Raw genomic sequence first — 18617 nt, forward strand, 5'->3', positions numbered from 1 at the left:
AACCTGCGTAGGATGTGTCTCACCGTATCCTCCGACAGGTGGATGTTATAGTCTCTCCTCAGTATCCAGGCTAGTCGCCTCCGACCGTAACCTGTTTCTTTACGAAGCTTGGATACAAGACGCTCTACCATGGAAGCCGTCTTGCGAGGCAAGATGTGAGGTTTGCGGGAGCTGTCGTGAAGTCCTTTATACCCCTCATCCTCGTAACGTCTAAGCCGCTTGCGTACCGCCTGGCGGGAGGTCCCCAACTCCCTGGATACCCCCTTACTGTTTGCAGGAGGTCTATATTCTCTAACGTTTTATAAGCAAGCTGCGTAAGAGGCCCTCTCCTTCTTCAACTGTTTTTTTCTAAGTCTACTGGAGATTCCCGCTTTCTCTAATACCCTCTCTAAACCCTGGTAACTATCTCCTGGCGCACGACCTTTTTTCGCTTGACAATTCGATATTCCTGAAGATTATACAGCTAAAACCATAGGAGGTTTTATGGAACATAAAATAGAATACGGACCTAGCTTTTCGCTTCTTTCCATCAAATTAGGTCAGGGCGATAAAGTGACGGCCGAATCTGGAGCCATGGTTTCTATGGACGGTACTGTAAACATAGAAACAAAGATGCAGGGCGGCCTCGGCGCAGCTCTCAAAAGATCTTTTTTAGGTGGCGAAAGCTTCTTCATGAATCACTTCACAGGGCAAGGTGAAGTAACCTTTGCAGCAAACACACCCGGGGATATATCTCACGTCAAGATGACAGGCAACACGCTGCTCGTCCAGTCTGGTTCTTTCATTTGTTCTTCTGGCGATGTCAACGTTGACACAAAGTTCGGCGGCGCCAAGAGCTTCTTTTCCGGAGAGGGACTTTTCCTCTTGAAGATCTCCGGGACGGGCGATCTTTTTATCGGTTCATACGGAGCAATAACCATGCGCGAGCTTGCTGCCGGTCAGATTCTCAAGGTAGATACCGGTCACATGGTGGCATTCGATGAAAGCGTTAAGTACGAAGTGAAAGCGGTCGGCGGCTTAAAGAGCACCTTGCTTTCTGGTGAAGGGCTTGTTGCGAGCTTTACTGGCCCCGGCAGGGTCTGGATTCAGACGCGTTCACTCGATGCTTTCATTGCCTTAATAGAACCTAAGATCACTAAGAAGTAAGAGCAATTAATAAAAAGCGAGGAGATTGCTCCTCGCTTTTTTATTTGGACTACTTTTTACCTTTTCGGGCAGTTTTCTTCTTATTCTCCCTCTTGCTCTTTGCAGGTCTTATTGACGGTGCAGGAATCGCCTCGGACGGAAGTTGTGCAAGAAACTCCCACACGCGCTGTTTGAGAACGGTGTGATTCTTGACGCTTGTATCGTATCCTCCAACAGCGATAAGATGGGCTCCAAAGTGAGCGAGAACGCGCTTGAGCCATTCCGCCGCATCTCTAGGCGGTGTAGTAGTATACGAAAAGAACGCCGCAATTCTTTTATCGCCGACCTTCGTATCTGCAAGAAAAGTCTTAACAGGTGTTGCAGGTTTCCCTACCCATATTGGAGCGACAAGAACCATCAAATCCCAGTCCTGCGGATTAAGGAGCATCGACTTGATTTTTGGCCTCCTGCTGAACAATGCTGAAAAGGTAGACTCAAAAACGCCTTTTTGCCTTTTAACTTCGATATTATGAACAGGTGCGCCAAGCTGGCGTGCAATGAGCTTGGCCGCTACACGTGAATTGCCATATCTCGAATAGTAAACTACAACGGTTTTCATCGTCGCCTCCAATGAGATTCTATCCGGTTGAAGAAGAAAATCAAGGGGATTGTAAAGGCTCGCATCTGTAGCAGTGTGAATGAATATTAAATAGAAGAGGAGGGGTTACCCCTCCTCTAAATAATTTACTAGTCAGTATTAGTAACCTGTGCCTGTCATGATTCCTTTAGCAGTTTTATCATATGAAGCCCATTTCCCTTCACATGTACCGTCGGTTAGATTGAACTCCATTGTGAACCAGCCGCATGCTTGATACCATCCGTCATGCGAGCGACTCCATTCGCCTTCGCAGTGACCGTACGTATCTCCACCATCTACAGACGTATAGTAGCTTATTATTGAACCTGTAAAGGTTCTGTATAAGACTCCTCCACCTTGATACTTAGGATTGTTTTCTTCCCAGTTTCCGTTGAAGGAACCATCGATCAGACTACCATACCATTCATTCCATGGGTAAACTACGTTACCATCAGGTTCGGTCCACGGAACGTAACTGCCCGTGCCTGACCAGTAGCCTGCGAAAGCAGGCGTTGCTCCTAAGAATGCAACCACAACGATTGCGGCTAAGGCTATTTTTCGCATTTTTCCTCCTTTTGAGGTTTTTGTGTTTGAGGGCATACTATTAGTCCTCGTTTATTCTGTCTTTAAAGTCATCTGCTATATTTGCAGTCAGGGTTCTTTACGGCTTCAAGTTCCTGATTCGGTGCTCCACATGCGGCCAGAGGTTTCGTCGCTGGCATACCATAAGCCCTTGCAGTTTCCTTTGGTTATGTTGAACTTCATCTCGAACGGTACGCAAATCCGGAGATTGCCGACCTCAGAAAACCATCCTGCCTTTCATGCTTCCAACATCAGGGCTGTAGTCAGTTTGCCACTTGCCGAAGCAATAGGGTGTTTCGACAGGAAAGTGAACGAAGTATGTCTCGAACTTGCCCATATCATATTCCTTTATTTCATCGGGCGATACGATAAACCATGTCCATGAACCTTCGCAATAGGCTTCCTCTTCGCTTATCCAGAGAATCGTGCCCTTGAATTTGCCGTAGTTGCCTTGTTTATCGTGCCACTTACCTTCAAATATAGGCATCTCCTGGTCAGGGGATGTATAGATGACTCCTTCCCAGCTTTGCCAGGCATATATGGGTATATCAGCAGAACCATCGGGAGGGGAACATACGCCATCGCCTGTTCCTTTCCAGTTTCCTTCGAGTTGGGCGAATGCAGGCACAACGCCTATCACTAGGATTCCCGTAAGAACGGTTAGCAGTATTTTTTTCATCATCTTCTTCTTTTTTTATTCAAGGGGCGGATTATCCGCCCCTCAACTTATCCAAGGGTTTTAATCGGGCGAGACCTTCCAGCCTTTCATGGTTCCGGGTGAGAGCGAAATCCATATGCTAGTCCATTTTCCTTCGCACCAGAAATCGCCGCCCATGAAGTGGAACTTCATCTCGAAATCGCCGCCGTACACGGGCTGATCAGATGTCCCGGCCGGATCGTACCAGTACCAGGAACCCTTGAACACCACTAGTTCGGGTATCGACGGGACCTGTTTGCCTTTGAAGATGCCGTAGTTGCCTAATTTATCCGACCATTTGCCGGAGAACACGTCCATTGTTTTCGGTATCTGGCCTGTCCACTGCTGCCAGGGATAGATGACGACGCCTGGGTGGGGGTAGGCTTTGCCCGAGCCGGTACCCTCCCATACTCCTGCAACCTGTGCCAGTGCCGGAGTAGCTCCGATAATGAGGGCCGCCGTGAGAGCGACCATTAGAAGTTTGCGCATTGTTGCTCCTTTTTTGAGTTAAGAGGGGGCGTTTACCCCCTCTTATACCATCTTCGGGAATTTAGTCTGGCGAGACCCAGTAGCCTTTCATAATTCCCACGGCGCTTGTCGAAGGCCAGATGGTCTTCCAGTTGCCTTCGCACTTGCCGTCAATATACCGGAAGTTCATCTTGAAATCTCCGCCGTACACGGGCTGGTCAGATGTCCCGGCAGGGTCATACCAGTACCACGAACCATTAGCTACAGCCAGTTCGGGTATGGGCGTATACTCGACCTTGCCCTTGAAGATTCCGGTATTGCCATCTGCATCATACCATTCGCCGGTGAATAAGATTGCGTCTCCGTCGGGAGAATCGTATACCGAACCTTTCCACTGTTGCCAGGGGTAGATAACAACGCCGGGATGAGGATAGCAGTTTCCTCTGCCTTCCCCCTCCCAGACTCCGTAAAGTCCGGCAGAAAGGGATGTCGATGCGAGCAGTAGCGCCAGAGCTGTTATTGCCAGGATTTTTTTCATGGTTTTTTCTCCTTTTTTGAGGTTAATCTATCTTTTTACCCCACATGGTTCCTTGTTCGACGGGCGACGGCCACTCGGTATCCCAGAAGCCGTTGCACGTGCCCACAAGGAAGTGGAACTTCATCTCGAACTTGCCGCCTACGACAGGCTTGGCTGTTTTTGAAGCTGGATCAAACCATGTCCATTCACCTTTGAAGAGATAATACTCTTCGATAGGTGTAGGGTACATTTTTCCGAAGAAGGTTCCGTGATAGCCCTCTTCGTCAAACCATTCGCCTTCGAATACAGGCTTGTCAGTTTCATCGGTATAGCAGACTTCGCCTTTCCAGCTTTGCCAAGGATAGATAACTATATCTACCTCAGGTTTTGGATAGCAAAAGCCTTTGCCTTCGCCTGCCCAGGTGCCTATAAGCTGGGCAGATACAGGCGCCGCTCCGATGAGTACAGCTAGGATTGCCAGTATCGGCAATATTCTGCGCATGCTAGCTCCTTTCAAATAAGAATTATTTGGGGGCGGCTAAGCCGCCCCTGAAGTTTTAGTCGACCATTCCTCCCCACATCTTGCCGCCCTCGTTGCTGTAGCTGGTAGACCATTCGCCATGGCAGATGAGTTTCTCCTTATGGAACCACATCTTGAATGGTCCCATGACGTATTCCTGAGGCGGATCGGTATCAGGACCGTAAACCCATGTCCATTTGCCTTCGCAATAGACTTCGGTGAGGGACTCGGCTATGATTTTTCCCGAGAAGTGTCCGAATTTGCCCGTTTCGTCGTGCCACGAGCCCTTGAAAGAATCCTCGGAATCGGGTATCTCTCCTGTCCATTTCTGCCATGCATAGATGGGAATGTCTGTAGGCCAGAAGGGGGGAGGGGAGCATACCCCTTTTCCTTCGCCCATCCACGTTCCGGCTACCTGAGCCGAGAGCGGGGCTGCGCTTAGAGCAACGATTACCGCAAGAGCGGTCATGAGTATCTTACGCATTTTTTCTCCTTTCGAAGAAGGTTTTAGGGTTTTTCCCGTAAATCGTCCCTTTCAAACCTGGCGGGTCGAATATATCCCCCAAGACACCATAAACGATTGTCGTTATTGACTCGGTCTTGTTTTCTTTAGCATATGCTTTTTTAGAGGAAGGCATGTACCTTTCTCTTGAATCTTTCAAGTTTTCAGTCGGGCCAGACCTTCCAGCCTTTCATAGTACCTTCAGCGCTTGTCGAAGGCCATATGGTTGTCCAGTTTCCATTGCAACGATTCATGGTGAACCAGAAATCCATCACGAAATCGCCGCCGTAAACGGGTTGCGTCGAAGGCCCGAGCGGGTCGAACCAGTACCAGGAGCCTTTTGCCTTTGCAAGCTCCGGAATCGGCGAGAACTCAATCTTTCCCTTGAATGTGCCGTGGTTGCCTAGCGAATCATTCCATGTACCTGAGAAGGTGGTCTGTGTTGCAGGTATCTCGCCCTTCCATTGTTGCCAGGGATAGATAACTGTACTATTCCGGGGGTAGCAGTTACCTTTTCCGGTTCCTTCCCATACTCCTGCAAGCTGGGCCATTGCAGGGCTTGCTGCCAGGATTAGCGCGACAGCTATCGCCGCTATGAGTATTTTACGCATTGTTGCTCCTTGTTCGGTCACTCTGAGATGCATAATGCGCCTCTAGAGAACCGTAATGATTTGGTTTTAGTTTACCTTCCAGCCTGTCATTGTTCCTACATTGCTTGAAGAAGGCCAAATGGTTGTCCAGGTTCCAGTGCAAGCGTCAGAAGCGTATTCGAATTTCATCTTGAAGTCACCGCCGTACACGGGTTCGGCTACGCCTGTAGGATCGTACCAGTACCACGAACCGGTTGCGATTGCGGTAGTAACGCTTATCCAGAGTATCTTGCTTTTGAATATGCCATGATTTCCGTCGGAACCCTGCCATTCGCCCTTAAACACATTCTGCGCGTTTGGTATTTCGCCTTGCCAGGTTTGCCAGGGATAGATGATTATGCCGTTAGCCGGATAGCAGGAACCGGTTCCAGTGCCTTCCCAGTTGCCCGCTATTTGAGCGGCCATCGGGGCAGCGGCTATTAAAAGAGCCGCCGCAAGAATGATAATCATGGGTTTTTTTGAGTGGTGCATTGTGCCTCCTTTTTTTCGGGCAGTATTTCATACCCTGGTTTATGGGTTTTAGTTTATTCTCTCTTTCCCTTCATCCAGCCATTTGCTGAACCGTCCATTGTCCACCATTCGCCTTTGCAGGTCATGGTTGCCAGGCGGAAATTCATATAGAATTTGCCGAGTTCCTTATAGTATGGAGGAAATACGCTCGTATCGATCCAGCCCCAGACTCCGCGGTATTCGGCGCTTATTGGTCCCTGGTACGTCAGCGTTCCTTTAAAGTAGCCCAGGTTTCCGCCGCTGTCCGACCATTTGCCTGTAAAGTCGCTCAAACTGATAGGGATCGAGCCTCCCCATTTCTGCCAGGGATATATAGCCTGACCAGGTAAAGCCGGATGAGGGCATTTACCATATCCTTCACCTACCCAGTTTCCGGCATATTGAGCGAACAATGGCATTGCTCCCAGAAACAGCACCAGTGATAATACAGAAGTCTTTATTTTGGGTATACGCATTCTAGCTCCTTAGTTTTTACCGGGGGGCTGAAGTCCGCCCCCCGAATAGGCGTTTTTTATTCTGCTTTTCAACTTTTCATTATTGCGCTCTCGTCGCCGTATGAAGTGCTCCATTTCCCTTTGCAAATGAGTTTTTCCTTGTTGAACTTCATCCGGAATTTACCCATTACGTCTTAATAAGGCGAATCGACTTTCATAAAACCAATTTCAGGTAGCCATGAGTACTCGTTCCGTTGTTTCCTGAGGTCATTTATCCTTTGAAGAATTCAGTCTCCTACTCTTTTGCCTTTCATTATTCCAGGCTTGACGGATGGTGAATAGTCGCTCCACCACTTGCCTTCGCAGACATCTTCATTGTAATAGAAGTTCATGGTGAACTTGCCCATGGTTATTTCCTTTGGGGGCTTAACTAAGGTGTTGAACCATGTCCAGCGTCCTTCGCAAACTACATACTTGTCCGAAGGACTTAGTGGGAGTATCTTTCCCTCGAACTGGCCGAAGTTACCTCTTTCGTCTGCCCATTTGCCGTAAAAAACTTCCTTGTTTTCTACGTATCCTGACCACTTTTGCCAGGCATAAATGGGATGAATGGATGGCGTGGGGAAGGGCGGATAGCATACGCCTTTTCCTTCTCCTTCCCACAGTCCATCTAGATCGGCGAACAGCGGCGCCGCTCCGGCAAGTACCGCTAGTATCGTTATTATCGGTAATACTTTACGCATTTCTTCTCCTTTGAAGATAAGGTTTGAACAAGGGGGCGGAATGCCCGCCCCCCGCATTTTTTATGTTTTTAGTCTGTCCAGATCATTCTGCCTTTCATGCTTCCGGCTTCGTTGCTGTAATAAGTTTGCCACTTGCCGTTGCAATAAGGGGTTTCAACAGGGAAGTAGACGAATTTCATCTGGAAAGGTCCCATTAAGTACTCCTGGGGAGGGTCGGTATCAGGACCGTAGACCCAGGTCCATTCGCCTTCGCAGTATGCTTCCTCGGGGCTGATGACGATGATTTTGCCCTTGAAATTGCCGAATCGGCCGTTTTCATCTGACCAGGTTCCCCAGAAATCATCGCCCTTTATCTGGCCTTTCCAGGTTTGCCAGGCGTATATAGGGAAATCGGTGGAGCCGATTGGAGGCGAGCATACGCCCTTTCCCTGGCCTATCCAGTTTCCGTCCAGTTGTGCGAATGCCGGTATTGCGCCGACTAGGAGGATTGCAGTCAAAGCAATCAGGAGTGATTTACGCATTTTTTCTCCTTTCTTTCGTTGTTTTGCTAGGGTTCTACCCAATAGCCTTTCATATATCCGTGGTAAAGAGCATCATCATTTGTGGCTTTCCATTCGCCATGACAGGAACTTCCGTCGCGTCTGAAGAGCATGTTGAAGGTACCCATTTTATAAACCTGAGGAGGGTCGACTTTTTCGTTCCACCAGGTCCAGGTTCCCTGGCAAGCTATCTCTTCAGGCGTACCAAGCAGAGCCTTACCCCTGAAGGTTCCGTGATTGCCGCTTGCATCGTACCAGTCTCCGTAGAAAACATATCCTATCTCATCGGGGTTAGGTTCAAAACGGCCCTTCCATTCCTGCCAGGGATACATTGGCGCCGAAGAAGGAGTAGGTATCGGGTACGGGCACCAGCCCTCTCCTGCGCCTGTCCATGTACCAACAGGTTGGGCAAATGCCGGTGCTGCCGCAAGCATTATTGCTGCGGCTGCTAAAGCGATTGTTATTTTACGCATTTTGTCTCCTTTGATTTTCAGGGCAAGGCGTCGCCCTGGATGGTCCTGGGCGGCACTGTAGGATGAGGCGATGCCCAAGATCCGCTGCATACGCGATTATGGCAATAGAAAATAATATGAAATGTACCCATTGTTGCTTCCTTGGTCGGTGTTATTCTCCATGTCCATTTTCCATCAATAATCGCTATGTCACTGCTGATAATTGTAATTGAGGTATGATAGAATCTTCCATTGTGAGCTCCATCCGTCCATGTGCCTGTGAAACTGTCTTCAGTTGGAGGGATTACGCCTGTCCATGACGACCAGGGCTGCAGTACAGCCGGAGGGAACGGCGGCGAGGGCGGAGTGCACGTACCTGTGCCGACTCCGTCCCAGTTTCCGGCGAGTTGAGCTAAAGCAGGCGTTGCGGCTGCAAGAACGAGTACCGTGATTGCGGCAAGTATCAGTTTACGCATCCTTGCTCCTTTTGATCTGTTGCTCTTACCATCGGTCGCCGGTCATTGCTCCAGAGAAGCCTGCCGGGATGAAGGAGTGCCATTCGCCATAGCAGACTCCGTTGCTCCAGTAGAAGGTCATCTTGAAGTCGCCCATCTTCTGGCCGGGCTTCTTCTCCCAGTACCAATAACCCTTGTATACTGCTACGTCGGGACCAAGGACAACCATTGAGCCCTTGAAGGTGCCTGAAGTTGCGCCCGGCACCCATGTGACATCCGTCCAAGTGCCTTCAAAAGTCGAGTGATCGACCGAAATCGTGCCGCTCCAGTCTCTCCATGGATCGAGAGGAAAACCGTATGAAGTGGGTATCGAACCGGTTCCTGTCCCAGCCCAGGGGCCTGAAAAGTGCGCGAACACAGGAACGCTCAAGACCAGTAGTTCAAAGATTGCCAATGTCATTATGGATTTGCGCATTTTTCTCCTTTCATCGTTTGTTGAAGGTGTCGAGGGACTCGGCCCTCGACACCTCGGTTTGTTCAATCAACCTGTGCGCCTTCCATTGTTCCGCGATATACGGCGCTAGACGTGTACCATTCACCCTTGCAGGTCAGGTCGGCATAGTAGAAGCGCATGGTGAAGTTCCCCATGACTATCTCCTGCGGCGGGTCGGTGTAGGGGTTTATTACCGTCCACTGACCGTTGCACACGGCGAAGGTGGGCGTCGATAGAAGTATCAAACCGCTGAAGTTGCCTTTATACCCCGGACCATCGTACCAAGAGCCCTTGAACGATGTCCCTGTAGCCGGAATTTCGCCTTTCCAATTCTGCCACGGGTTCATCATAACGGGTAGGGGTGTCGGAAAGGGCGGCGGGCATATACCTTCGCCGGTGCCTTTCCAGGTTCCGGGAAGAGACTGTGCCATGATCGGTGTTGCCGCTATCATCGCTACTGCAATGACAGCCAGTATTATTTTGCGCATTTCTTCTCCTTCTTTTTTGTTTTAATGTGCCTCCGTCTCCTGATTTTATTAGGGTGTGTGAGGGCGGGTAACGCCCTCACATCAATAGCTATTGATTATTAGTCCTGGTCTTTTCCTTCCATTGTGCCTACAGCACTCGTCGAAGGCCAGATGGTTTTCCACGAGCCTTTGCAGTAATCCTCGATGAACATGAAGGTCATCTTGAACTTGCCGCCGACTACGGGCTCTGCAGACGTTCCATCCGGATCATACCAGGTCCATTCACCTTCAGCTATTGCCTCTTCTTCGATAGGCGGAAAGTATATGTTGCCTTTGAAGGTTCCGTAGTTGCCAAGTTCGTCGTACCATTCGCCTTCGAAGATGGGCGCATCCTGGTCTTCCGTTTTGTATACTTCGCCTTTCCAGTTTTGCCAAGGGTATATTACTACGCCTGGATGGGGATAGCAGTTACCTTTTCCGGAGCCTGCCCAGGTTCCCCAAAGGTCTGCCGCTAGCGGCGTCGATGCAATCAGGCATAAGGCTGCAACGACGAGAAGGGTTTTTTTGAGATTCACGTTGCTTCTCCTTTTATTTGTTTGATTGAGCCTCCTCATCCTGTTCTGATGCGTTGACGTGCTCACAGTTTCTCTTTGCAACGAATCGAAATTCAGTCTACTCTTTCGCCCTTCATTGTTCCTCGAGCGCTTGCGGAAGGCCATACGCTGCTCCAGGTTCCTTTGCAGTAGCCTTCAAGAAAATAAAAGGTCATGCTGAACTTTCCGCCGACTACAGGTTGCGTTGATGGTACGGTCGGGTCAAGCCAGGTCCATTCACCGCTGAAGCGTCTTTCTTCGGGTATAGGAGAAGGAAGTGGCGTGCCTTTGAATGTGCCATGGTTGCCGCCGGAATCCCGCCATTCGCCTGAAAACACATCTTCGGCATCAGGGATTTCGCCTTTCCATTCCTGCCAGGGGTATATTACAATGCCGGGGTGGGGGATGCAGCTTCCTGTTCCTGAACCTTTCCAAGTTCCTGAAAGCTGAGCGTTTAGCGACGCTGCGCCCAACGCAAAGAAAACTGAAAGCGCTATAGCGATTCGCCTCGCGTTGATCATTTCTCCTCCTAGGTTAGTATGTTCGCCTCCTTCCTCCTGGTTTAATCAGGCTTTCTTCTTTAGGCCCGATAGAAGTGATATCAATCTACCTTCCTTCCCTTCATCGTTCCTGAATAGATGCCCGAAGGGATGTGTCCTTGCCATTCGCCGTAGCAGTGTATTCTGCCATAGGGTGGGTATTTGAACTTCATTGAGAAAGGACCCATCCAGCGATATACGGGCGGATCGAAACGGTTGTCTATCCAGTACCAATCACCTCCGGCATAGGCTTCCTCCTCTGTTACAAACAGAATTTCCGACTTGAATGTGCCTTGATTTCCGTCGCCGTCGTACCATTCGCCTGAAAATACGTTCTGTGTGTTTGGAATAGACCCTTTCCAGTTCTGCCATGGTTTCATGTATTCATTCGGATAGGGGACAGGAAACGGACACCAGCCTTCACCCGTTCCTGCCCAAGTGCCTGCAATCTGAGCATAGACAGGAGTAATCCCGAGCAATAAAAACACTGCAATCGCCAGGGCTGCCATCTTTTTATTGTTCACGACTCCTCCTTATGTTATTTATTTTTATTCGATTCTTTTCCCTTCTATTGTTCCGTTGTCTAGATTGTAATTCGTCGACCACTTGCCTTCGCATACCCAATCATTGTACTTGAAGATTATCTCGAACGACCCCATATCTACCAGATCACCCGATTGTCTAAGCCATGTCCATTTACCTCGGCACAAGGCTTCGTCAGGTGTCGATAATATTATCTTGCCGCGGAACTGCCCATAGTTTTCGTCTTCATCAAGCCATACTCCAACAAACTCGCCTGCGTTGAAATCACCCATCCATTCCTGCCAGGGGTGAATGGGGACAGGAGTGGACGCAGGAGATGGAGGGACGGTTTCTCCTGTACCTGTTCCTAACCATCTGCCAGTTGCCTGAGAAAATCCCCTATTCGCCAGAGCCATCACGACCAATAAAGCAATACTGAAAAAAGATAACTTTTTTGACATGTCTCCTCCTTTATGCTAAAAAGAGATTATTACAATCTCTTCTTAAATGGAGTATAAGAAATACAAAGGATGTGTCAATAGTTTTGAATGCAACTTATATATATATTTTTTTGAATAAAAATATATTATAGTATACTTAATGCCGGGGTTCGAGTTTATGAGTTCCTGAGGTCTATATTGGGACGGAATTATCCTGTTAAAACTTCTCTTTCATATCCTCAGGCATCAAGAAAAGATCGGCCGGCCCTAGGACCGCCCTTCCATCGACCTCGTCCAAGAGCTTTTTTGTCTGTTCGCGAAGAGCAGGCCAAGATGAATCCAGATAAGGCTTTGCCAGATTCGCAATGTTCTTCTTGATTTCGGAGGTTTTCTCGGAGTCTGCAAGCTGTCTGTAAGTATTCCTAATAGTCCTGATGAGTATTGCACGCCGAATATCTGTCTGGCTCTTTCTGATTTCAGCAGTTAAGTTTTCAATCGCCGGTTTACCTAGAGAAGCGACCGCAGACATAGCAGCAAGCTTGACTGAAAAAGATTCGTCGAAAATTCTAGGCATCAATGTCGCTAATGATGCGGTATCTTTTATTTCCGCAAGAGCGGAAACCGCTCTCAGCCTCATTCGTTCCTTGTTGTGGTTGGCGTATTTTGAAATAAGCGAGACGGCTTTTTTCTCTTTGAGACTACCGAGGGCGGCGATAAGAGAACCCGCAAGGCTGTCCATCGATTTATTTTCAAGCATTTTCAAAAGGGTGTCGCCCGCACCGTCGATTTTAAGCTGACCGAGAAGATAAATAGAATTCCTTACTATGGTGTCGTTGGTTGAGTGCAGACCTTTGAAGAGATAATAACCGGCAGTGTCTTTGAATTCCGAGAAATAAAGCTCAACAGCTCTCTGCACCAATCCGTCGTAAGTCGAGAATTCGTAGTTGAAGATGTAATATACGGCCGAGGCGCCGAATTGTTCCTTGAGCATCTTTCTTGCGGTTCTGACCTTGCCAATATCAGCTCTTACTTCCCAGAGCGAGGCGTAATGAAAAAGTCTTGCTATCTTTGCGGAATCCGTTTTCATTGTATCGAGTTCGGGGAAGGCGGCTGTCGTATCCTCCCACTCCTCCTTTTTGGGTTCCACCGCCTCCAGATCCATGCCTATAGCCATCGACCCGGAGGGCCAGACGTCGTTGTTGCTTCCTTTGTCTTTCTCAGCATATCGATCATCGCCCTGTAAATCAATAAACAGTCCGATTCCGCCTGTGCCGCGCGACCAGTTTGCTCCTCCCTCGCTCAAAGCTTCCCTTGAAGCGTAGTCATCGTTGCCTCTCGTATCTACGAATATTCCGACCGAGTTAGTCAAGCCAATACCCTGCCCGCCTGATGCGTAGTATACGTCGTCGCCGTCCTTGTCCATAAGCCAGCCCACTGCAAGGTCATGGCCCTCGCCCTGTGAGGGACCGAAGCGCGAAAAGTAGTGGTCATCACCCTCCATATCGAACAGTCCGCCTACCGAAAGGTGTATACCGGCACCCTGCGAGTACTGGGCAGCCGTGTAAAGGTCGTTTCCCTGCTCATCAAGCATCATTCCTAATGCGAACCAGTAAGAAGTAGCTTGAGCGTAAACCTCCCCTATATACTTGTCGTTACCGTTTTTGTCATACAAGAAGCCTATTCCTCCAGATGACACATCCCGCCAGCCGAAGCCGAATCCCTGCGCGAAGGAGCGGTATTGGTCCGGATCAAGCGGCATATGCAGATACTGGCCTCCGGCGTAGTATATATCATCGCCTTCCTCGTCCGCAAGAAGACCGTAGCCCAATGGTCCGCCTAATCCTTGAGCCCAGCTGTAAGACCTGTATTGATCATCGCCGTGTCTTTCTATCATTATTCCGGTTCCGAAATTACCTGCGGCCTGAGTGAAATATCCGGCTCGATAACTATCAACACCTTCTTCGTCAATCAGCATTCCTGTTGCGAATATGGCCGCACCCTGGGATATATGAAATGCGTTGTATGAATCATCGCCCTCAATATCCCAGAGCAGCGCCGAACCAAACAGAGCCGCTCCCTGATTCACGAGCTTGGAGCCGTTACGGTAGACGTCGTCGCCCGATAGATCAAGAACAAAACTTACGGGCGAACCAAGTCCACCTACTGCGCCTGCCACACGACCCTCGTATATGTCATTCCCGCCAAGATCCACTATGACGGCAAAGTTGGCGGTATAGACGTTGCGCCAGGGACCTCCTATAACCGCTTTCTGACCGTTGCCCAGATCGTATACGGCATAGACTATTCCTTCAACACCATCAACCTGTGTATCGGGAGGATTCTCCTGTTCCAGGAGTCTTTCCGCTAAAGGAATCAATCCCTCTACTCCTTCGGCAAGAGTCGCTCCTGCAACATTGAGTTCGTAGACATCCACCTTCTTTGAGAGCCTGAGCAGGTTCACTAGCTTCAAGCCGTATCCTGTGTCCCTCGGCACGCCGAACTCCATCTCCAGCGCACCGGCGTATCCCTTTTGGAGCGAATCCGCCTCATCTGACCACAGAGCCGGAGCGGTGTATAAAAGACTGTCGCGTTCAGCCGAAGAAAGCCCTGCGAACGCTTTCTGAAGATGTTTGTCCGTAAGAGCGAAGATTTCTTTTATCTTTTGTTCCACGTCCTTGCTTTTAGGTGATTCAGGACTCGCTGTTCTTCCCGTTATTTCCTCCGAAGTCATAGAAAAATATTCCGAAGGGCTTATGCATCCTTTAACTCTCTCACCAGCTCCGATGACGTAATCGGGTACGTACAGCGGCTTATCCATGAGGTTTGATACTGCCTTAAGTCTGAAACTGTCAGGTATCCACTGCTTGTCGTACTCCAGGTCCTTTGCGGACAGATTCATGAGTTCCAGCCCTTGGAGAAGATAGTCGCGTTCAACGTTCCAAAATGTGTCGGGCGCTGCCGTAATAATCGAAATAAGAACCAAGATAATCAAACATCCTCCTTAAAAAGCGAGGAGCTGCGGCTTGCGGCGCGCAGCTCCGTTGTAATATTAAGTTTCAATCAGGCGTTTTCATGAATCAGAAAGCCGTTCGCCAGGGTCGACATCAAACGCTACAAGCCCCGAAACAAGCTTTGGGTAGAAATCGGTTGATTTCTGAGGCATTTTTTCGCCGGCTTTAGATACCGCTTCTACCTGATCAACCCTTGTTGGATTCATGAGGAATAGCATCTCGAATTCGCCCCTATCGACTGCCGCCATCGCCTTATCCGCATAGCGTTCGTATTTGATAAAGGATTCGATTTCATCCTTGGATATCGCGAGGAGCTTTTCGATAACCAGCATGTGTAATACCGACACATCGAGCGCCTTAACTTCGGGACTTGAATCAGCCATTATTTCATCCATGATTTTCTGATTCTTGAGAACCAGAAGCAGGGTTTTATTCTTGCTGTAGAGTCCGAAAGAGTGTTTTGATGCTTCCCGTTTCAGTTCATTCATGAGTTCGGATTTCTGAACTTCTTTAACATCGAAGTATTCATGAAGTGCTCGCTCGAACTCACCAAAGGGTGTCTTGAGTTTTATGACAAAACGATGAGTCGGCAGTACAAGAAGACCGGGATCAAAGAGATTTACAAGGGTAACCATTCTGTAGTTGAACGCGCTGTCCGCAGGTGCATCCGGAATTCTTTCCTTCAGATAATCCCTTAAGGCAAGAGCGGTTTCGTATCTGTGATGACCGTCTGCTATCATTACGGGCAGCGCGGACAATACATCCTGCGCTTTCTTGATTATCGCCTTATCCGTGACTCTCCAAACCCTGTGGATGCAACCGTAGTCGTCAGTAGCCTCCATCAAAGGTTTTTGAGATATAGGTTCGGCAAAAAGCTTTTCAATGGTGCATCCTGGGTCGCCGTATAACATGAAGACCTGTTCATAGTTCTTCAGGGTTTTGGTAAAAAGGCTGAATCTATCTTCTTTTGCACTCTTAAGAGTTCTTTCGTGGGGTAGAACGACTTTGTCTTCATAAGGGTGGAGCCTTAGAGCGGCTATGAAGCCGGTGCGGGTCACAGGATTCGGATTTGCTTCCGTTTTGTAGGTCTGCGTGTAAGGGTATAGCGCCGGCTCATCATCCTTGATGAGAATTCCTTCAGCTATCCACTTATTGAAGAAATCATAGGATTCCTGGTAACGATCGGCTTCGCGTCCGAAGATAAGTCTCACGTAATTGTCCGCATGTCTCTTGTAGTACTCGGCCTGCATCTCAGGAGTAATCTTATCGTAAGGCTGCGTGATTACCTGAGAAAGGTCTGCAATCTTTCGAGGATTGTACCTTAGTCCGCGGAAGGGTTTTATTTCTGCCACTATTTTGCCTTTAGAGCCTGGATGACGCGGTCTGCAATCTGGACGCCTGCGCGAACCTGGCCTTCTTCGGCCTGGGCTCCTACGTGCGGGGTCACGACCACGTTTTCAAGGGTGAAGAGTTTGTGACCAACGGCGGGTTCGGTCTCAAAAACGTCAATGCCCGCCGCGCGGAGCTTTCCCGAGGTAAGAGCTTCATAAAGCGCTTCCTCATCGACTACGCCTCCTCTGGCAGCATTCACGAGAATGGCTCCATCCTTCATCTTCGCGAATTCTTCGCGGCCAATAAGGTAGTGCGTTTCTTCGGTATGCGGGATATGAAGGGAAAGGAAATCGACCTCGGGCAGAAGTTCTGAAAGATCCTTTGACTTTCCGAAATGTGTCTCAGGTACGTAAGGATCATAGAAAAGAACCTTCATGCCCATGGCTTCGGCTCTTTTGCCGAGCTCTGAACCTATTCTTCCTATTCCGATGATGCCCAGGGTTTTTCCGTAAAGCTCAACGCCTTCGAACTTCTTTTTGTCCCAGCGGCCTTCCTTGAGACTTACTGTACCCTGACCGATGTGCCGGGCTGCGGCAAGCATCAACCCGAGTGCAAGCTCTGCCACCGATATGGAAGTGGCTTCAGGCGTATTGACAACCTTGATTCCACGTTCTTTAGCCGCATCCTTATCCACGTTGTCAAGACCGACGCCTGCGCGTCCTATAACTTTCAAGTTGGTTCCTGCCTCTATGATATCTTTTTTGACCTTGGTTGCCGAACGGACGATAATGGCGTCATAATCCTTTATCTCGTTCTTAAGCTGTTCGGGTGAAAGACCGGGCTTTTCGACAACCTCGAATCCTGCGTCGCGGAGTTTTGCGACTCCAGCAGGCGCAATAGGATCGGAGATAAGAACTTTCATTGCTTCCTCCAGGTTAATGACCGAGGATTTCGTCCATTGCAGAAAGGAGTTCCTCGATGTCCTTCATCTGCAAATCGCCCATATGCGCGATACGGAAGGTTAAATCCTTGAGTTTGCCGTATCCGTTTGCTATAGCCATGCCTTTTTGTCCAAGGGCTTTGTTAAGATCGCCGATGTTGGCATTCTTGTTGTTCGAGCCGACAGTTACTGTCAGCGATTCGTACCCCGGTTCAGGGAACAAGGCAAAGTGCTTTTTTACCCACTCGCGGGTGCGTTCAGCCATAGCTGCGTGACGTTTATAGCGGGCATCCATTCCTTCCGCAAGCATTCTATCCAGCTGAAAATCGAGCGCGTTGTAGAGAGAAAGAGCAGGGGTCGAAGGGGTCTGGCCTTCCTTTTCGACTATATACTTCTTCATGTCTATGAAGTCAGTGTAGAGTCCTCGGTTAGGAACGGTCTTGGCATTATCCATGAATCGGGGAGATACTACACAGAAGGCAAGACCGGGGGGGAGTCCGAAGCACTTCTGCGACGAGGTAAGAACTACATCGTACTTGTGAACGTCAATCTTTGCTCCAGTCATCGAAGACACTGCATCCACCAGTATCAAGACATCGGGATACTTCGCCTTGACCATATCGGCAATCTCCGCCGTTGGATTCATGACGCCTGTGGAAGTCTCATTGTGAGTAAGGCAGAGAACGTCGTACTTTCCTGTAGAAAGTTCCTTATCGACCATATCTGGTTTTATTGCCTTGCCCCATTCCACATCTATCTTTCCGTTGGGCAATCCGTTGGCCTGGGACATCTTGTACCAGCGTTCGGCGAATGAACCGCAAAGAGTGTGAAGGGAGCCCTTTTTTACAGAATTACGGAGGGACGCCTCCATGACAAGCGAACCGGAGCTCGTCCAGACGATTACGTCCCATTCAGTCTCGAAAACCTTCTTAAGCTTACCTAGGATGCTCATTCCGAGCGCTGAGGCCTCTTTCATGCGGTGACCAATCATGGGTTTGGTCTGGGCCTCGAGCACTTCAGGCAGTACCTCGGTTGGACCGGGTATGAAAAGTTTTTTATGCATAAATGCCTCCAAACAGGGGTTTTTGCTCTTTAATATCCTGATTTACTTCTGTTAAGCAATCCTTCTCAACAAAAAAAAATTCCTGCCCTTTTGCGGTTGTTAGAGGGATTTGAGAAATGACCCATCTCATCAAAACAAAGTATATTCTGTACTTGAGATATGTCAACCTTACTCAAGTCGCTTATGGATTGGAGTTAAGATGACAAGAATCAGCATGTTTTTTGAAACTCTTAAGCAGGAGTGATTATCATTAATACGAATCTAATGTTGGGGTCGCGTGTAGGCGTTGCGGTTTGATGGGACGAGTCAGGAATAAATCTAGGTGATTATCTGTCGTTATCATGGTTTTTCTCGAGTTATCTTGCGGTCTTCGATAATGGTTATTG

28 protein-coding genes are annotated in these 18617 nt (G+C 48.9%); 1 reads left to right on the plus strand and 27 read right to left on the minus strand.

Translation table 11 applies throughout. From position 1 onward, the window contains the following. A partial coding sequence (locus GX441_08545) for a helix-turn-helix domain-containing protein (protein NLI98689.1) occupies positions 1 to 248 on the minus strand: 248 nt, incomplete at its 3' end. A 235-nt stretch (positions 249 to 483) separates the two neighbouring features. Between GX441_08545 and GX441_08550 the strand changes: the two genes are divergently transcribed. Then, positions 484 to 1146 (plus strand): TIGR00266 family protein, encoded by a 663-nt coding sequence (locus GX441_08550; protein NLI98690.1) that lies wholly within the window; start codon positions 484 to 486, stop codon positions 1144 to 1146. Between the two features lie 49 nt (positions 1147 to 1195). Here the strand turns inward: GX441_08550 and GX441_08555 are convergent, their stop codons facing one another. The 26 genes from GX441_08555 to GX441_08680 all read right to left on the minus strand — a co-directional run bounded on the left by GX441_08555 (position 1196) and on the right by GX441_08680 (position 18361). Continuing rightward, on the minus strand, positions 1196 to 1744 hold the full coding sequence (locus tag GX441_08555) for a flavodoxin family protein (protein ID NLI98691.1): 549 nt from the start codon (positions 1742 to 1744) through the stop codon (positions 1196 to 1198). 138 nt (positions 1745 to 1882) lie between these two features. Continuing rightward, on the minus strand, positions 1883 to 2326 hold the full coding sequence (locus GX441_08560; GenBank protein ID NLI98692.1) for a hypothetical protein: 444 nt from the start codon (positions 2324 to 2326) through the stop codon (positions 1883 to 1885). Between the two features lie 235 nt (positions 2327 to 2561). Continuing rightward, positions 2562 to 3026, minus strand: a complete 465-nt coding sequence (locus GX441_08565) for a hypothetical protein (GenBank protein ID NLI98693.1) — start codon at positions 3024 to 3026, stop codon at positions 2562 to 2564. A 57-nt stretch (positions 3027 to 3083) separates the two neighbouring features. After that, the gene (locus GX441_08570) at positions 3084 to 3530 is read right to left on the minus strand and encodes a hypothetical protein (GenBank protein ID NLI98694.1); all 447 of its coding nucleotides are present in this window, start codon (positions 3528 to 3530) and stop codon (positions 3084 to 3086) included. Positions 3531 to 3591: 61 nt separating this feature from the next. Beyond that, positions 3592 to 4047 (minus strand): hypothetical protein, encoded by a 456-nt coding sequence (locus GX441_08575; GenBank protein ID NLI98695.1) that lies wholly within the window; start codon positions 4045 to 4047, stop codon positions 3592 to 3594. Between the two features lie 22 nt (positions 4048 to 4069). Next, positions 4070 to 4528, minus strand: a complete 459-nt coding sequence (locus GX441_08580; protein NLI98696.1) for a hypothetical protein — start codon at positions 4526 to 4528, stop codon at positions 4070 to 4072. 55 nt (positions 4529 to 4583) lie between these two features. Continuing rightward, entirely contained in the window at positions 4584 to 5030 is a 447-nt protein-coding gene (locus GX441_08585; protein NLI98697.1) for a hypothetical protein, read from the minus strand. After that, the gene (locus GX441_08590) at positions 5023 to 5208 is read right to left on the minus strand and encodes a hypothetical protein (protein ID NLI98698.1); all 186 of its coding nucleotides are present in this window, start codon (positions 5206 to 5208) and stop codon (positions 5023 to 5025) included. The genes GX441_08585 and GX441_08590 overlap by 8 nt, the downstream gene beginning before the upstream one ends. Before the next feature lie 4 nt (positions 5209 to 5212). Beyond that, positions 5213 to 5659: a hypothetical protein gene (locus GX441_08595; protein ID NLI98699.1), complete on the minus strand. Its 447-nt coding sequence runs from the start codon at positions 5657 to 5659 to the stop codon at positions 5213 to 5215. Positions 5660 to 5725: 66 nt separating this feature from the next. After that, positions 5726 to 6169, minus strand: coding sequence for a hypothetical protein (locus GX441_08600; GenBank protein NLI98700.1), 444 nt, complete (start codon positions 6167 to 6169; stop codon positions 5726 to 5728). Positions 6170 to 6222: 53 nt separating this feature from the next. After that, positions 6223 to 6663, minus strand: a complete 441-nt coding sequence (locus tag GX441_08605; protein NLI98701.1) for a hypothetical protein — start codon at positions 6661 to 6663, stop codon at positions 6223 to 6225. 266 nt (positions 6664 to 6929) lie between these two features. Further along, positions 6930 to 7385, minus strand: a complete 456-nt coding sequence (locus GX441_08610) for a hypothetical protein (GenBank protein ID NLI98702.1) — start codon at positions 7383 to 7385, stop codon at positions 6930 to 6932. A 68-nt stretch (positions 7386 to 7453) separates the two neighbouring features. Continuing rightward, the gene (locus GX441_08615; GenBank protein ID NLI98703.1) at positions 7454 to 7906 is read right to left on the minus strand and encodes a hypothetical protein; all 453 of its coding nucleotides are present in this window, start codon (positions 7904 to 7906) and stop codon (positions 7454 to 7456) included. Between the two features lie 26 nt (positions 7907 to 7932). Continuing rightward, a complete protein-coding gene (locus GX441_08620; protein NLI98704.1) occupies positions 7933 to 8397 on the minus strand; it encodes a hypothetical protein in 465 nt (154 codons plus the stop codon). A gap of 17 nt (positions 8398 to 8414) precedes the next feature. Next, entirely contained in the window at positions 8415 to 8852 is a 438-nt protein-coding gene (locus tag GX441_08625; GenBank protein NLI98705.1) for a hypothetical protein, read from the minus strand. Between the two features lie 25 nt (positions 8853 to 8877). Further along, entirely contained in the window at positions 8878 to 9306 is a 429-nt protein-coding gene (locus tag GX441_08630) for a hypothetical protein (GenBank protein ID NLI98706.1), read from the minus strand. Between the two features lie 62 nt (positions 9307 to 9368). Continuing rightward, positions 9369 to 9812 (minus strand): hypothetical protein, encoded by a 444-nt coding sequence (locus tag GX441_08635; protein NLI98707.1) that lies wholly within the window; start codon positions 9810 to 9812, stop codon positions 9369 to 9371. A gap of 98 nt (positions 9813 to 9910) precedes the next feature. Then, positions 9911 to 10366, minus strand: a complete 456-nt coding sequence (locus GX441_08640) for a hypothetical protein (protein ID NLI98708.1) — start codon at positions 10364 to 10366, stop codon at positions 9911 to 9913. A 92-nt stretch (positions 10367 to 10458) separates the two neighbouring features. Beyond that, a complete protein-coding gene (locus tag GX441_08645; GenBank protein ID NLI98709.1) occupies positions 10459 to 10905 on the minus strand; it encodes a hypothetical protein in 447 nt (148 codons plus the stop codon). A gap of 80 nt (positions 10906 to 10985) precedes the next feature. Then, positions 10986 to 11447 carry a hypothetical protein gene (locus GX441_08650; GenBank protein NLI98710.1) on the minus strand — a complete coding sequence of 154 codons (462 nt, stop codon included), beginning with the start codon at positions 11445 to 11447 and terminating at the stop codon, positions 10986 to 10988. 24 nt (positions 11448 to 11471) lie between these two features. Beyond that, on the minus strand, positions 11472 to 11906 hold the full coding sequence (locus GX441_08655) for a hypothetical protein (protein NLI98711.1): 435 nt from the start codon (positions 11904 to 11906) through the stop codon (positions 11472 to 11474). Positions 11907 to 12102: 196 nt separating this feature from the next. Beyond that, complete coding sequence (locus GX441_08660; GenBank protein NLI98712.1) at positions 12103 to 14877, minus strand: HEAT repeat domain-containing protein; 2775 nt, start codon at positions 14875 to 14877, stop codon at positions 12103 to 12105. Between the two features lie 78 nt (positions 14878 to 14955). Beyond that, the gene (locus GX441_08665; protein NLI98713.1) at positions 14956 to 16248 is read right to left on the minus strand and encodes a DUF1015 domain-containing protein; all 1293 of its coding nucleotides are present in this window, start codon (positions 16246 to 16248) and stop codon (positions 14956 to 14958) included. Then, on the minus strand, positions 16248 to 17150 hold the full coding sequence (locus GX441_08670; GenBank protein NLI98714.1) for a 3-phosphoglycerate dehydrogenase: 903 nt from the start codon (positions 17148 to 17150) through the stop codon (positions 16248 to 16250). Before GX441_08670 ends, GX441_08665 begins: the two co-directional genes overlap by 1 nt. Positions 17151 to 17163: 13 nt before the next feature. After that, positions 17164 to 18231: an alanine--glyoxylate aminotransferase family protein gene (locus GX441_08675; GenBank protein NLI98715.1), complete on the minus strand. Its 1068-nt coding sequence runs from the start codon at positions 18229 to 18231 to the stop codon at positions 17164 to 17166. Continuing rightward, positions 18224 to 18361 (minus strand): hypothetical protein, encoded by a 138-nt coding sequence (locus tag GX441_08680; protein ID NLI98716.1) that lies wholly within the window; start codon positions 18359 to 18361, stop codon positions 18224 to 18226. The genes GX441_08675 and GX441_08680 overlap by 8 nt, the downstream gene beginning before the upstream one ends. Positions 18362 to 18617: the final 256 nt, after the last annotated feature.

It is taken from the genome of bacterium (assembly GCA_012517375.1).
Lineage (GTDB): Bacteria > Hydrothermota > Tepidihabitantia > B3-TA06 > B3-TA06 > JAAYVC01.